The organism is Undibacterium sp. GW821-FHT07F11, assembly GCF_059418665.1.
The window spans coordinates 13,062-28,966 of record NZ_JBWKQH010000003.1; the positions used below are offsets into that span (position 1 = coordinate 13,062).

Annotated in this window: 7 protein-coding genes; 3 read left to right on the top strand and 4 right to left on the bottom strand. The window is 50.8% G+C overall.

Annotation, left to right across the window (positions count from 1 at the left end; all coding sequences use genetic code 11):
- Positions 1–32: 32 nt before the first annotated feature.
- From AC07OI_RS07545 to AC07OI_RS07560, 4 genes are all read right to left on the bottom strand, one after another.
- Positions 33–2,330 (bottom strand): TonB-dependent receptor domain-containing protein, encoded by a 2,298-nt coding sequence (locus tag AC07OI_RS07545; protein ID WP_495256778.1) that lies wholly within the window; start codon positions 2,328–2,330, stop codon positions 33–35.
- 232 nt (positions 2,331–2,562) lie between these two features.
- Positions 2,563–5,334: an exo-rhamnogalacturonan lyase family protein gene (locus AC07OI_RS07550; RefSeq protein WP_495256779.1), complete on the bottom strand. Its 2,772-nt coding sequence runs from the start codon at positions 5,332–5,334 to the stop codon at positions 2,563–2,565.
- A gap of 70 nt (positions 5,335–5,404) precedes the next feature.
- The gene (locus AC07OI_RS07555) at positions 5,405–7,303 is read right to left on the bottom strand and encodes a rhamnogalacturonan lyase (RefSeq protein ID WP_495256780.1); all 1,899 of its coding nucleotides are present in this window, start codon (positions 7,301–7,303) and stop codon (positions 5,405–5,407) included.
- A gap of 23 nt (positions 7,304–7,326) precedes the next feature.
- The gene (locus AC07OI_RS07560) at positions 7,327–11,364 is read right to left on the bottom strand and encodes a beta-galactosidase (protein WP_495256781.1); all 4,038 of its coding nucleotides are present in this window, start codon (positions 11,362–11,364) and stop codon (positions 7,327–7,329) included.
- Between the two features lie 485 nt (positions 11,365–11,849).
- On the opposite strand from AC07OI_RS07560, the gene AC07OI_RS07565 reads away from it, so the two are divergent.
- The 3 genes from AC07OI_RS07565 to AC07OI_RS07575 all read left to right on the top strand — a co-directional run bounded on the left by AC07OI_RS07565 (position 11,850) and on the right by AC07OI_RS07575 (position 15,894).
- Positions 11,850–13,544: a rhamnogalacturonidase gene (locus tag AC07OI_RS07565; protein WP_495256782.1), complete on the top strand. Its 1,695-nt coding sequence runs from the start codon at positions 11,850–11,852 to the stop codon at positions 13,542–13,544.
- A gap of 197 nt (positions 13,545–13,741) precedes the next feature.
- Complete coding sequence (gene dgoD, locus AC07OI_RS07570; protein WP_495256783.1) at positions 13,742–14,890, top strand: galactonate dehydratase; 1,149 nt, start codon at positions 13,742–13,744, stop codon at positions 14,888–14,890.
- 2 nt (positions 14,891–14,892) lie between these two features.
- Positions 14,893–15,894: a 2-dehydro-3-deoxygalactonokinase gene (locus AC07OI_RS07575; protein ID WP_495256784.1), complete on the top strand. Its 1,002-nt coding sequence runs from the start codon at positions 14,893–14,895 to the stop codon at positions 15,892–15,894.
- Positions 15,895–15,905 lie beyond the last annotated feature (11 nt).

Below are 15,905 nucleotides of genomic sequence, written 5' to 3' on the forward strand. Positions count from 1 at the left end.
GCAGGCCACTTCAATGCGAATGAATTTGGTTTTTAGCCTGACGGGCGGCGCATTTCAGGGCGATTATTGCCAGATCCAGCCGGAGTAAAGCCACCAAACCGATACGAGAGGCCAACATAGATCAGGCGGCCATCATACCGTCTGGTGTTGCGTTCCTTTAGCGTATCCGTATCGACTATCGTTTCTGTTTTGTTGGAGTTGAAGATGTCAGTGACATTCAAAACCAGATTCAGATTTTGTGTAATGTTGTGGCGCAGACTGAAATTAGCTGTCGAATTGGGTTGACGGTATCCTTCTCCTGACAGGGTTTTTCCCTGCGTATTCAAACTCAATTGCAGATGGTCTTGATCACTAAGCTGATAATTGAAGCGCCCGCGCAAGCTCAGTGAAGATGCTGAACGCTGTATCTCCTGGCCAGATGTGGTCAGGATTTTTTGTTCTGTGAATAAAAGATTGCCGCTGGTATTGATAGAGAACTTGGGTGTCACCTTGCCACTGAGCGTGAATTCTATACCGCTGGAATGATTGCCACCGCCATTGTCCAATGTAGTCAGTAATACCGTGTCAGTAATGAAGGTGCGGCGATACAGTATGCTGTCACTTTCTTTGCGATAGTATCCTCTGATATTCATGTCCAGGCCCATCGCCCGGGTTTCGTAAGCAAGTTCAAAAGAGTCCGTCTGGGTCGGCTTTAACTTGGGATTGCCGCTCGATACATTCAATTCATCGCGGTACACAACAAAGGGATTCAACTCATTCGCATTGGCGCGACGTATGCGATGGGCATAGCTAAAACGTATGGTGGCGTCGTCGCTGGCTTTGTAGCTGACAAAGAAACTGGGAATATAATTAATATAGTGATTGGTTGCTCCAATTTGCGCAGTCAATTGCTGAATATCGATATGCGTGTATTCAGTTCTCAACCCAGCCAGTACACCCCATTTTTCATTCAGGCGTAACTGATAGGAGCCATATAGTGCAATGTTTGCTTCATCCAGATTATAGCGATTGGTGCGCAATGGATTAATCGTTGCTATGCCGCTGGCGGGATCAACATTAAAATATCCTGTATCGAAATCGCTTTTGTTATTGGCTATTTTATAGCCCATCTTCAAAATTCCCCGATCATCTGGGCGCTCATAGTCACCGGTAAAATCGACGATTTTGATGTTGTTGACGTTATTTTGCTTGCTGTGTATGTCGTTGAAGAAACCAGGGTTAATGGCATACACATTCGAATAGTTATTTTCGCTGGCATTGTCAGACGCTGAAACACGCAAATCCAGGCGCATCAGTTCGCCATTGATATCGCCCTTATGGTCATAGCGCCCACCCCAGCTATAGTTGGTGCTTTCTCCACTGCGCAGGGTAGAACGCACATAGTCACTATAAGGATTATTGTTTTGATCAAGTGTGAAGTAATGATCGGTCGATTTTTGATCATTGCTGCGCCTGGCATAAGAAAAGTTGGCACCCAGGGTATCTTTGGTGCCAAGGTTATAAGTGACTGCCGCGTTGATGCCAGATGAATCATTCAGCCCTGCAGAGTTGGATGACTGGGTACTGTGTTGGCTAATGCCAGTGAAGCCATCTGTGCGGTCGCGAACTGCTTCACCCACTGAATTTCTGCCATCGTGACGGAAGTTGACACCACCCTGTATGCCAAATGGACCCTCATGATAACTACCGGATAATGCAGTGTTAAAGCGGCCTGCAGATCCGGCGTTGGCATTGATAACGCCAAAGCCACCTGGTTGACGATTGCGACGCATTACCAGATTGATGATAGGTCCGCCACCACCTTCATTACCGAATTGTGCGCCAGGATTGTTTATGACCTCTACCGACTCTATATCATGTGAAGGCATGGCATTCAACGCAGCGCCACGGTTGTCACCCTGCATCATGGCAGATGGTTTGCCGTCAATCAGAATTTGTACTTTTGTACTGCCTCGCAAACTGACCGTGCCATCGGGATCGACCGCTACTGAAGGGACATTATTGAGTGCATCTGCTGCTGTTCCGTTAGTGCTGGCAACATCTGATTTAACGTCATAAACCTGGCGGTCTATGCGATTGCTAGGGCGTTCTGCCTGCACCGTAACAGATGGAATATCAGCATTGCCGGGAGCAGCTTGTTCTGGTGTTGCGGGTTTGATTTCCGTTTTATTGACGGCACTCGTCTTGCTGTCAACTTCTTCTGGTTTGTTATCCCCAGTTTTTGCTGGGACCGTAGCATTGGGTACGTTGACAGCGGGAGTAGCAGGTGTAGTTGGTATTGCAGGTACAACTGGTTTTGCCGGAGGCTGCGCGTAAGCACTGTGTCCCATACACAAAATCTTGGTGATTAACACACCAAGTACCAGGTTTTGGTTTGTCTTGCCACCATGACGGATAAATTGCGTTACAGTTGAAGCGCATCTTTTTTTACTACGTGTAGTCATGATTTAGGTTTAGTTAAATACCATTGGATGAAATTGCCAACACTATGACGTAAAAAAGCTTGCGTGGTTCAACTTGCTTTGTATCAGTTTGTTGTCAAAAGATAGTTTTTCCATTTGTTCAGTCGTTGTCGGTAGCATCCATTTTTTTTAGGTCTGCGATCGAAGGAATATACTCACCGATTAGCGCCAGGTTTTGTATTGCTGCCAAACCCCATTGTGCCGTGTCATTGGTACTGATCCAGGGCACTTCATCGACCGGATTCAAACTATTAACACCCTGCACATGTACTGTCTTCAGCAATGGAGGTACACCACGGTTGCCAAAAAACTCGCGCCAGGCGCGTTGTGCCAATGCTGGATTTTTGTTTTTCCAGGCAACGTAGGCAGTGAGCCTGGAGTGACCGTTACGCAGGGCATTGCCAGCACCGTGCGGCATGCCCAGTGCATTGATCTGCTCCTGTTTGCCTGCATTAAAGAGCTCGCAATACTGCAGCCATGCTCGTACAAACCCGGGTTCGTCAGTCAGGGTCACCAGTTCGGCAAAGATTTCTACCGCACCAAAGACAGCATTCAAATGGCTGGCAGATGCGCGGTTGCCAAAGACGTTAATCAGATGGCTGGTGTCAGCGTCATAGGCAAAGCTGTTGCCATTGAAAAAACCATGGGGCATGCCAGCTATGTCGCGCATGCCGGTCAATATCTTGTTGCGGTATTTGGTGTCACCGCTGCGCTCCCATTCGGTCAGCCAGTTACCGGCGAGCGAGCCCCAGTCCGTGCCGAAACCAGCATGTGCCTTGATCTTGTTGATATCTTCTTTAGGCTTGAGTTTGCGTGCAGGATCGGTGGTTTCCAGTTTTTTGTCAGCGTCTATCAGTGAATGCATGATGTCACCTATACGCTCATCTGCCGTCAGGTAATAATAAAAGCGGCGATAGACGGCGGCACTGATGCGCAACTGCTTTGCACTGCAGCCCCAGTGCTGGACATTATGGCGTGAACCCAGACCGGCAAACTGGCCCAGGTGATAGGTATCAACTTCACTGGTATGCCTTACCATGGCTTCGGCAAAACGGAAGATGTCTGCCCGCCCGGTGCGTAGAAAGGAATACCAGAGCCATAGATCAGGGGAGAGTTCGGAATTATCCCATGCAAAACCACCCACGTCATAACGCCACTCATGCCGGTCCAGATCATAGGTATGGCGGATGTCACCGTAATCCCAGAAGCCATACCAGTGGCGTTGCTCTACCTGTTCCTTGTAAAAATTGAAGCGGAAATCAAGCTGATCTTCAAGCGCTGCTTTTACGGGATGCGAGCGATCAGGAAGGCTCCATAGCCCTCCGAAGACGCCAGTCGCCAGGATATGGCTGGGCTTCGCCATCAGTTGCGGCGGTGTCTGTATGGCATTGGCAAACTGCACCAGTTTTTCCCTTGAAGGAGTGGCGGCGCATACCCATAAAGTGATTTCGCTGCTGCGGGCCACACCCATAGGGCTGCCAAATCCTTTTTCATAATCTTCGTAGGTGATTTCCAGGCCTTCGCGTTCCTGATCATGGGTTTCCATACCCATGCCATCATGATAAAAACGCAGATCCATGGCCGGGGCATCAGGTGACCACATCCAGACGGTGACCTGGGCGGTATCGGTATGGGCCTGACGGATATCCAACTGGGTGGGATGACGTTGCCAGAAATCACGCAAGCCAAAAGCGACGCCGCCACTGACCCCGCCTATATAGCCGGTACCGGGTGATCTGTGTCCCCAGGCTGCTTCCACCCAGCCGTAACCGGATTTAGTGCGTTTGCGTATCTTGAAGCCGTCTGCTGATTGTTGTGACAGGGTGTAGTCACCCCATGCCGGCACCAGATGGATCAGGCGCTGTATCACGTCGGGAAATTGTGTCAATGGCGGACAGGCGAGACCTGCCAGTTGGGCATTCCGTACTGCGGGGCCAGGGTCACGGCGTAGGCCGGTCATATTACGCACACCTTCTGCCCACAAACCTGTGTTCTCACCGGCAAAGCGCACATGTCTGTCATACAGCGCGTCACGCATGGCGACATCGAAGCGTAAACCTATTCCGCGCAAGAAATCGCGCTGTTCATCACCATCATAAACAAAGCTGTGCATGATGCGTATTGTATCCGCGCCTGCATAGAAATACAGCCTGAGTACGAATGGCAACCAGGCCCGTTTGGCATCCTTGTGCATGCCTTCCACCTTCAGTACTGCACGTACCGGGCCATCTTGCTCTAGACTGACCTGGCTGATATTGCTGAGGTAATTGTGCTGACGGGTGGTACCGTTTTCGCCATCTGGCTGATCATCGTTGATGACGACCAGGTGGCCGTTGCACATGATGTCTTTTCCATCACGCTGCACGCTGCGGATAAACTGTGCCCCATGAGTGGCCACTTCGCACACCATCAGGCCGGTATCTATCAAATACCTATCTTTGCTTTGTTTGACGCTGACAATCTTTTCAGATGGCAGGTTAGTTTTTGCTACAGGCTTAACCTGCAATTCAGAGCCCAGGCTGACGCCAGCAGCGACTGCATGTGCAGTCCATTTCAAAGTGCCATCGGGCCAGTATGCCAAGGGCCAGCTTTGGGTAGGCAGGTCTTTGCCGTCCTGATTAATCAATTGAAACTGCTGGCTCTTGGTGATCTTGCCGCGTGGCCAGGGTACGCCTACTGTCGTACCTGTCAATATCTGTGGGGCTTTGGCTTCCAGCCAATTCAGACGTATGAACTCATCTGCTTTTACTGTAGCACCTGTGGTCCCCACATTGTCCGGAGACAGATTCTGTGCTTGTATGGATGGTATTTGGCTGGCAAATGCGGTAGCTGCCGTTGTCTTGATGAAACTGCGACGCGTTAATTTAAACATTATCCGTTGCTTTATAGGTCTGGAGATAGCTGTGCTTGTTGCTTACTCGCGCATTGAAAATCAGGGCGTATCAAGGTGTGTAAATGGGCTCTGGCTTGGTCACGGTCATACCGTCACCCAGGTAAAAACTCGGGTGAGGGGGCTGGTTGTAACCGGCATTTTGTCCCGCCACTTGCATCCTGTATTGCGGATTGTGCATCAGGCTGGTGATACGATGCGCTGTCGGTATGGTGGTACTGAATACCAACAGGGCAGTGCTGTCACTATTGCGCCAGACAACTTCTTCGCGCCAGTCACCGAACAAGTCTGCTGACAGTACAGGTGTAGATTTGGTGCCATTATTGGATGCAGCATTGTAAGTCGCACCATTCAGCAATCTCTCGAAGGCGAAGGCTTTTGGATTCCATTTTTCTATGAGGGTGCCGTCCAGTGATTCACGGAGCAGATCACCATCCCACCATACAGCGAAGTTGACGCGGCGTGGATGCTGGGGTGAAATTTCCACACCTGCGGCGCTCATCAGCCCACCGACTGATCCCCAGCATTCTTCACCGGGATAAGCAGGATCTATGTCCATGCAGACGCCTCGGCCAACATCGGCACCTTTGCCATCTATGCTCCAGAGTATTTTTCCGGTAGCAGCATCATGCATTTCCAGACCATGCGGGCCATAACAACTTGGTGTTTCATGCACCATGTAAATTTGTTGTCCCGGGCGATTGGGATCAAGCTTGCCTACATGCAGGGCATCACCGTGGCACAGGCCCGTGCTGTACAGCATCTTGCCGTTGCTGCCTACCGTGGCAGCGCCATAGATGAGGTCGTCTTTGCCATCGCCGTCCACATCAGCGACCGACATCCAGTGTGCGCCCTGGTGATTGACCGGACTGCCTTCGATATCGCTGTCAAATGTCCAACGGCTGGTGAGTTTGCCATCGCGCCAATCCCAGGCTGCAATGACTGCGCGTGTGTAATAGCCGCGCGAAAATACAGCGCTGGGACGTTCTCCATCCAGAAATGCCACCGTGCCAAGAAAGCGATCTACCCGGTTGCCATATGCATCACCCCAGGCAGCAACATCGCCACGTGCCGGGATATAGTTGGTGCTGGCCATGGCGGCACCGGTCATGCCATTGAATACAGTCAGGTATTCAGGGCCGGATAAAATGTATCCCTTGCTATTGCGATAGTCAGCAGCTGCATTGCCGATGACTTTGCCTTTGCCATCTATGGTGCCATCCGCAGTTTTCATCATGACTTCTGCCTTGCCATCACCATCGAAGTCGTACGCGAGGAAGGTGGTGTAATGTGCACCGGCACGGATGTTCTTGCCGAGATCGATGCGCCACAACAATTTACCATCGAGCTTGTAGGCATCCACATAGGTATTGCCGGTGTAGCCAGCCTGGGAATTATCCTTGGCATTAGTCGGTTGCCATTTGATGATGAGCTCATATTCGCCATCACCGTCTAGGTCCGCTGCAGAACCATCATTCAGCATATAGCTGTAACTTGATCCATCAGGGGTAATGCCATCGGCCGGTTTTTGTACAGGTATGGTTTTATATAAATTGCTCCATGTGCTTTTGGGCGCATCTGCCAGCAATTCAGCACCGTCAATGACCGGACGTATGGTGTAGCTGCTGGCAGGTGTACCTGCGTCATCGGTGTAATTGGTTACATGCTGGGGTACTCTGTTTAATTTTTCCTGTCCGCGATAAATATTGAAACTGATATTTTCTGGATCGGTTCCCAACAAGCGCCAACTGATGAAATTGGTCTTGCCGGTATTGATGGCTACGACCCCGCGATCGAGTTTTTCCATTTGCTTGCCGCTCAGCGATGTGTTACCCAGGCTTACAGTTTTGGCTTTGACAGTGGTATGGCCTGCTGCCTGCACCTGGCTGTTGTAAACACCGGTCAGACTGGTGACTACCAAGGCGCAGGTCAATACATGATTGATTTTCATATTTGCAGATTTTCTGTTTGTCATCAGCGTTGCAGATTGGAAGGGCTTGGTACCAGTTCCAGCGGTACACCACCACGGGCTGCGCGTATCTTGACCAATTCCAGTGGCTCCAGCGCATTCGCAGGCTTGCCATCGGTACTGACTGCCAAAGCAAGCGTATTTTCACCATTCGGGTTCAATATGCCCGGTGGCAGGATGAAAAGACGTTGCGGGCCTATATGGGAAATGAAATTCCCTATATTCCAGCCATTGACGAAAATCAGGACGCGATTTCTGCGGTCAGAACGTGGCTGACTGGTATCACCTATGGCCAGGCCTAGTTGTACGTCATGGCCAGCCGGCATATCCAGATTGAAATTGGTACGTAACCAGTAAGTACCTGCCGCTGGTGGTGCAGCGTCGGGGCTGGTTTTTTCCCAACCGTTATTTTTTTTCTCGGCATCAGGTTTCGCACCAACCGGCAAATACCAGCCTGCACGCTCACCATACAGGCCGCCGTTATTCATGGGGCCGCGTACCAGATCAGCAATTTCTTCACCGCCTTTATTACCCTGGATTTTCCAGGAAATTGGTGTGGCAAATTTTTCTTTGATGTCATGCGTCAGTGACACGCTGATCAGGCCACGCGCTACTTTATGTTCATCGTCCGCTGCCAGATCCCAGTTATGGGAATTATTTCTGACCATGACAGACAGTACATGCTCGCCTGCACTTAATGCCTCGGCGGGCAGCTTGAAGTTGGCTGTGCCCCAGTTGTCTGGCTTGGGTTTCCCAGTCGGCATTTCATTTTCACCGATGTAGACACCATCCAGCCATAGCTGCATGAAGCCCGCACCGCCGCCGCCATAGCTTATTTCCAATTGTTCAGGCAGTGGTTTGTTAGTCTGAACCTTGAAGTAACCTCGGTACCAGACATCGCCATGGTGAAAGCCATAATCACTCATGCTGAGTATGGGTTGACCAGCAGGTGGTGTGGTCTTGATAGTGGCTGCAGTAGAGGTCAGGTCAGTCTTGCGCCACTTGCTGTCGTCAAATACTTTGGCTGCCTCAGGCGAATCCATGCGGCGCATCCATGTTTGTTGCATCAGTTTTGGCAAAACAATGTCAGCAGGGCCAGTCAGGGGCTCGGTCGACAAACTGCCATCAACATTCTTGTTGCTGGCGATGGCGACTGTATTCCAGGTAATGTGCGTGACGGCTTTTGGTGCCCATATGTCCAGCTTACTACTTTCGTGAGTATCGCCACTCAGGTGCAAGGTGCTGCCTTGCACGCTGGCCTGACGCACCAGTGCTGGCGAGCGCTCAAGGACGGTACCGTGCGAGGTTTCCTGGCGCCAGAAGTTGCGTCCAGTTTCATCATCTGCCAGCAAGAGCAATAAATCTGCTTTGCCGCCACCACTGATACGTACACGTATCAAATCCTTGTGCACATAATTCAATCGCAGATCGCCGTTTTTAGGATCAAAGACTGTATTGACTGCACCTTCCAGTACTTCGACTTTTGGCGCTGATTTATAACGCAGCACGGTTTCACCATCTTCACCCTTGCGGCCATACAGCAGGGCGATATCGCGCTCGTCTTGTCGCAGGTGGGTCTGGGTATCTGATGTAGTGTAGACCAGATGCTGGCGCTCCAGTGCATAATCAGATAACAGCAATTTGACGTTCTGGTCCTTGATACGCAAAGTACCTGCCTGCGGAATCTGGTAGCTGCCATTACGTGTAGTGAGCTTGAAGCTGAATAATTCTTCCGTGATGGAATCGGTCTTGGTATGGATGGCGAAAATCAGACGTGAGCCATTCACCGGACTGATATTGTGGTACAGCCTGACCGCAGGATTGGAAGCGGTGATTGCCTCGCCTTTATCCATGGCACTCAACACAGATTTTGCGGCTTCTACAAAATGACCCATCTGTTTCAATGTCAGGGCTTTTTCGCGCAAGCCACGGCCTTCGTCAATTGCTGCACCATAATCGTAGGACGTATACACCACTTGCGCTGGCAGCCAGCCCCAGGATGTGCCGCCATACATCATGTAGATGGAGTGGATGGAAATGCCATTGATCAGATTCGCGCCATAGAATGTGCGTACGTATTTCGACCCGGTGCGCTGCGCGGTACAGTCATAGGTACCGACGCTGCCCCAGAAATCAAACCAGCCGCCGCCCATTTCTGCTGCAAAGCCTGGTGTGTTGGGAGAGGCGAGGGCTCCAATCTTGACAGGCCCAGTTCCTGTATTGGCAGGGATTTCACCATACATACCCCAGTTAGGCACGACATTTGGTTTGCCAATTTCTTTGGTATTGGTGCAGCCGCCGCCAGGGTATCCGTCAAAGCTGTACAAGTCAGTGGGGCCAGGCACTGCGTAAGGAGCGCTGGAATTGGGTGGGGTCCAGTTAGGCAGGCGACCGGCAGAATTGTGGAACAGCGGCACGCTGATGCCATCCGCCCTGGCTTTGTCTGCCAGGTGTTGCATATAGCGCTTATGCGTATCCGAGGTATTTGATAATTCGTTTTCCAACTGATAGGCAATCACGGTGCCACCGCCAGTGGTGATTTGATGGCGCGCGATGATCGCATCAACCTGGGTCAGCCATTCATCAGCAGACTGCATATATTCGGCAGCATCAGTACGGGCAATCGCCTTTTGCCTGGCCAGATAACCGGGGAAACCACCCAGTGTCAGCTCTGCATTCACATAAGGGCCGGGGCGGGCTATGACATACATGCCTTCCTGTTCTGCCATTTCTATCGCCAGTTCTACATTACGTATGCTGGAAAAATCATATTGATTCGGGCGAGATGAGTGATAGCCCCAGTCAAAGTAAATGGCTACAGTGTTGAGGCCGGTGGCCTTCATTTTCTGTATGACATCACGCCACAGTGAGGGATTGGGCAGGCGGAAGGGATGAAATTCACCGGCCCAGATCATTTCCCTTTTGCCGTCTATCATCAGCGAGTGTTTATCCCAGGTGATCTTCCTGGCAGGGGCTTTGGCTGCGGTGGCCTGCTCGAGGACCTTGGTCGGTTCGCTGATGACGGTGAAATGGCGTACCGCACCCGATACGCCACCCAGTTCTTGCTTTGCTGACCAGGTTTTGAAATTGTCCTTGCTGTCTGAATACCAGTAATGCTTGGTCGTATAGTCGTCAAAGTAAATGCGCCAGCCGCCATCTTTCAGCTTGACCAGGGCCTGGCCTTCCGAAGGCTTGCCCCAGCCTGCCCAGTCGCCAGTTTTTTCCACTTTCCATGGCCCGGCAAGAGCTGGGGCGGTCGCCATTTCTATGTACTTGCTGGTTTCATTTTTGGTGAAAACCACATAGCGTGAACCATCCTTGACAGTGAAGGTATCAATGTAATTATGTTGCAGACCTGCCATAGCCTGGGCTTGCGAGAAATTGGCATATGTCTTGTCCAGGGCATGCAGTACATAGGCACCAAAGGGGCCCTTGGTCCCCTGAGTTGATACTGAAACGACGATGTGGACCGAGCCATCACTGTCTGTAAACCATTCAGGCGCCCAGACATTGCTGACTTTGGCATTCGCATCCGGCAATTGCAGGCGTACGTCACGCACGTGCTGCCAGTGGCGCAGGTCGCGGCTTTTGGCGACACCAAAGGTATCGCCAGTCCAGCCGGTCGTGTAAATCACATAATAATAGCCATCATCTGCATGCAAAATTGATGGATCACGCAGCAGGCCCTGTGGTGGTGTATAGGCTTCGGAGGCAAGTGGTGCAAAGCTTATGCCGTCATAAGAAGTGAACAGGCTGAGTTTGTTTTGTGATGTAGAAGGAAAGGCTGACATCAGAAAACTGGTGTCACCTTTGAGCGGAATCACTTTGGGGTTGGCGTTTGGCGGTGCAACAGTATTATTGGTCTGCACCTTGTTGGTACTGGTCAGTCCGAAACTGTCCATCAGGGCATCACCGGTGATGGGGGAACTTTGTGGCGGATTTTGAGGTTGTACTGTATTTTGTGCCTGCGCCTGCGCCTGCACCAAGCTTACGCTGCACGTCAATGCCAGCATAGTCAATCCTAATCGTACTACTGAGTTCATCGTTTTCCTTCTGACCATAGTCAAACAAAGAATTGGGAATGAGTAGATGAATGCCCACACCGGGCGGTGAACCTTGTCCATCTGGCCTGGTAGCTTGATTTGCTTGGACTTGGTGTGAGATGTCTCTGTTTTTATGGCTACATTCATATTTAAGACTGCAGCTTATTATTTCGAGTATCAATTTGGCGGTAAAGCATGTCAACAGCAGGGAGTGATGTAATCACGCTGATGAGCAATAGCAGATTGCTTTCGTTTTTTTCAAGCAATTCAGAGTGTGCAATATCTTATCCACCAGATCAGATCAGAATAATTGATGCTTTTCATGCGAATTGCTCAGGGATTTGCTCACTATTAATCATCAAGTTGAACATTTTGACCAGATGTACCCTCGTTTTTTAATGGTAATCTCAATTGATATTTTGCATGGATAAAAAGAAAAAATGCTATGTCAAATCCATTAAAAAGATCAGTTGGAGACAAGAAGATTGAATAAACAGACATCATCGCCATTGCGACGTGGCCTTTTGCGCATGTTCGGCACAGGAGCTATAGCTGCCACGCTACCCATATATGTGCTGCCAGTGATGGCGCAAGGGAAAGCAGCTGCCAACACCAATCTGGTGGGTAATTTTAATGTCAGGGGTTTCGGTGCCAGCGGCAATGGCAAGAAGCTTGATACTGATGCCATCAATCGCGCTATCAAGGCTGCTGCGGCAGCAGGTGGTGGAACAGTATACTTCCCGGCTGGTAAATACCTGAGTTTTTCGATTCGCCTGCAAAGTCATGTCACTCTGTATCTGGATGCTGGTGCCACCCTGATTGCTGCAGACCCTGCAAGACATGGTGGTAGTTACGATGAGGCAGAATCAAACGAATGGGATGCCTATCAAGATTTTGGGCATAGCCATTGGCACAATAGTCTGATCTGGGGCGAAAATCTTGAACACATCGCTATTTTGGGTAGCGGACTCATCTATGGTGCCGGTTTAACGCATGCCGGGCCTGGGCCGCGCCGCACTGCCAAGCCTGGTGATATGCCACTCAGTCTTGGCGGTAGCGATCCGCATGGTGAGCGTGGTAATGGCAAGACTTATGGTGCTGATATGGTGGGCAAGGGCAATAAAGCGATTGCCCTTAAAAACTGTAAAAACATTATCTTGCGTGACATCAGTATTTTCAATGGCGGTCACTTCGCCTTGCTGGCAACAGCCGCTGACAATATGACGATAGATAATTTAAAAGTCGATACCGACAGGGATGGCTTTGATATAGATTGTTGCCGTAATGTTCATATCTCTAATTGCAGTATCAATTCCCCCAATGATGACGCGATATGCCTGAAAAGTTCATACGCACTGGGCTACAAACGCTTTACCGAAAATATCAGCATCACTAATTGCCAGGTTTCTGGCTTTGATCTGGGCACTTTCCTGGATGGCAGTTTCCAGCGCAAGCAAGAATTTGCGCCAGATAAAGAAGGCGTGGCTGGGCGCATCAAGCTAGGTACAGAGTCAAACGGCGGTTTCCGTAATATTGCAATTTCAAATTGTGTGTTTGAGCGCTGCCGTGGGCTGGCTATAGAAAGCGTCGACGGTGCCATTATTGAGGATATCAGCGTCAACAATCTGACCATGCGTGATTTGACCAATCCACCCATATTCATCCGTCTTGGTAGCCGCTTGCGAGCCCCTGATGGTGCAACGACTGGTGCCATAAGGCGCATCAATATAAGCAATATCACAGTGTCGGGCGCCGATTCACGCTATGCCTCCATCATCAGTGGTGTGCCTGGCTATCCTATAGAAGATGTGCGTATCAGTAATATGCATGTCTTGCATCAGGGCGGTGGTGAGCTTGGTAAAGTAGCTGCCAATCCGCCAGAAAATGCCAGTAGTTATCCCGAACCCAGCATGTTTGGCCTCAGCCCTGCGCATGCATTGTTTGCCCGTCACGTCAATAGCCTGGAGTTGCATCATGTGGATATCAAATATGCGCAACCAGACAGCAGGTCAGCCTTTGTTTTGCATGATGTAAGTCGTGCTTATTTTGGGCGGGTGAATTTCCCGCTTCGATCTGGAACACCAGGTTTTAGCCTGCAGGACGTGAAGGATTTTTCTGTGAAAGATTGTAGTGGGCTGGCAGATATCCAGCGCAAACAGGTAGAGCGAGAGAGCCTGTAGTTGTGTATCAGCGTCGAGCCTGTCTTCCGCAATACGCTCTGCGATCCTGACTGATGTTGAGCAGGTTGGTACGGACCTGGCTTGCCTGGTCATGTCAGCAGCTATTCCAAATTCATATACTTTGGGCCAGTTAATTCATATTTCTTATCATGAGTGCCCATCTACACTCATGACTTCATTTGCTTAGCCATTGCGTCATGAAAATAACAAAACTGACTACTTACCGTGTTCCTCCAAGGTGGATGTTGTTGAAGATAGAAACCGATGAAGGCATCGTTGGTTGGGGCGAGCCTGTCATAGAAGGGCGGGCCCGCACTGTAGAAACAGCGGTGCAGGAATTTGCCCCCTATCTGATAGGCCAAGACCCGGCCCGCATCAATGACCTTTGGCAAGTCATGTATCGCGGCAGTTTTTATCGTGGTGGTGCCATTCTCATGAGCGCCATGGCAGGAATTGATCAGGCTTTGTGGGATATCAAGGGCAAAGCCCTGGGCGTGCCGGTATATCAGTTGCTGGGTGGCCTGGTGCGTGACCGCATGAAGACCTATAGCTGGGTGGGCGGTGATAGACCTGCTGACGTGATTGCCGATATTCGTCGTTTGCGTGAAGCCGGCTTTGATACCTTCAAGATGAACGGCACGGAAGAATTTGGCATCATCGACAGCGCGGCGGCAGTCGATGCAGCTGTGGGGCGTATTGCTGAAATTCGCGGTGCCTTTGGTAACCAGATCGAATTTGGCATTGATTTTCATGGTCGTGTTGCAGCACCCATGGCCAAGGTCTTGTTGCGCGCTCTGGAGCCATACCGCCCCTTGTTTGTGGAAGAGCCGGTGCTGGCAGAGCAGGCAGAATATTATCCGCGCCTGGCAGAAAGTACCTCAATACCGCTGGCCGCGGGCGAGCGCATGTATTCGCGTTTTGAATTCAAACGGGTGTTCCAGGAGGGGGGCATTGCCATCGTCCAGCCTGATTTGTCTCATGCTGGTGGTATTTCCGAATGCCATAAAATTGCCGCAATGGCAGAAGCCTACGATATTGCCCTGGCACCGCATTGTCCCTTGGGGCCGATTGCGCTTGCAGCCTGTTTGCAACTGGATTTTGTCGCCCATAACGCAGTTTTACAAGAGCAAAGCATGGGTATCCATTACAACAAGGATGCAGAGCTGCTTGATTACGTCATCAATCGCGAAGACGTGCGGATTACCGATGGCTATATTGCCGCCTTGCCGAAGCCTGGCCTGGGCGTGGAAATTGATGAAGAACGCGTAAAAGAAGCCAGCCTGCGTGCCCCTGACTGGCGCAATCCGCTATGGCGCCATCCTGACGGCAGTGTTGCGGAATGGTAGAAATGAATACCACACAAAGCAAGGCAGTTCTGCCTTTGGACGCGAAAGAAAATGTCAGCCTGATCGGTATTGACTGGGGTAGTACAGGCTTGCGGGTTTTCTCGATTGGACAAAATGGTCAGCTTATCGATAGCCGGGAAGCGGCTTCGGGTATTTCTGTCATGCAGGGCAGACAAGCAGCTTATGTGCAGGTACTGCAGGAACTGGCGGGCGACTGGCTGGCAAGTTGGCCTGATGCTCCATTGCTGACTTGTGGCATGGTCGGCAGCAAGCATGGCTGGCAAGAAGTGCCGTATGTGCAAAGTCCGGCAAATGCACGGGATATTGCTATCAATATCCTATCTATAGATGCAGGAGATTTGCGCTCTGTGCCTTCACGCATGGGTATTGTGCCGGGCTTGTTATATCGCGGCGATGCACCTGATGTCATGCGTGGCGAAGAAACCCAGATTGTTGGTGCACTGCAAGGACAGCCAGACTGGGCTGGCCAGTCATGCATAGTCATGCCAGGCACGCATTCGAAATGGGCCAGTATTGTAGATGGAAAAGTGCATGCTTTTGCCACGCACGTGACAGGTGAATTGTTTGCCGTGCTTAAGCAGCATTCAGTCCTTGGCCGCCTGATGCCTTCGGACCATGGTGAAATTGACGATGCCAGCTTCATTGCTGGCCTGGATGCCGCCCGCAAGATGATGGGCCAGGGTTTGAGCCATCAATTGTTCAGTGTGCGCACTCTGGGGTTGATGGGTGATATGGCACCTGGTGGACTGGCTGACTATCTGTCTGGCTTGTTGATCGCCAATGAATTATTGGCCGGTTTGCATTGGCGCTCAGAACGTGGCCTGGTACATGCACCACTGATAGTAATAGGCGATGCCTCTCTTTGCGCACGATACACTTTGGCTTTTTCACGCCTGGGTGTCAAACCAGATGCAGTGCTGGCCAATACTGCACCAGCGGGTTTATGGCATCTGGCAGTTACGGCTGGCATGCTGCAACCCTGAATGTAGACATC

Bases quoted from the DNA above. Each gene is read 5' to 3' on its own strand.
- AC07OI_RS07545 (WP_495256778.1), bottom strand. From the start codon at position 2,330: ATGGGACACAGTGCTTACGCGCAGCCTCCGGCAAAACCAGTTGTACCT.
- AC07OI_RS07550 (WP_495256779.1), bottom strand. From the start codon at position 5,334: ATGTTTAAATTAACGCGTCGCAGTTTCATCAAGACAACGGCAGCTACC.
- AC07OI_RS07555 (WP_495256780.1), bottom strand. From the start codon at position 7,303: ATGAAAATCAATCATGTATTGACCTGCGCCTTGGTAGTCACCAGTCTG.
- AC07OI_RS07560 (WP_495256781.1), bottom strand. From the start codon at position 11,364: ATGAACTCAGTAGTACGATTAGGATTGACTATGCTGGCATTGACGTGC.
- dgoD (WP_495256783.1), top strand. From the start codon at position 13,742: ATGAAAATAACAAAACTGACTACTTACCGTGTTCCTCCAAGGTGGATG.
- AC07OI_RS07575 (WP_495256784.1), top strand. From the start codon at position 14,893: ATGAATACCACACAAAGCAAGGCAGTTCTGCCTTTGGACGCGAAAGAA.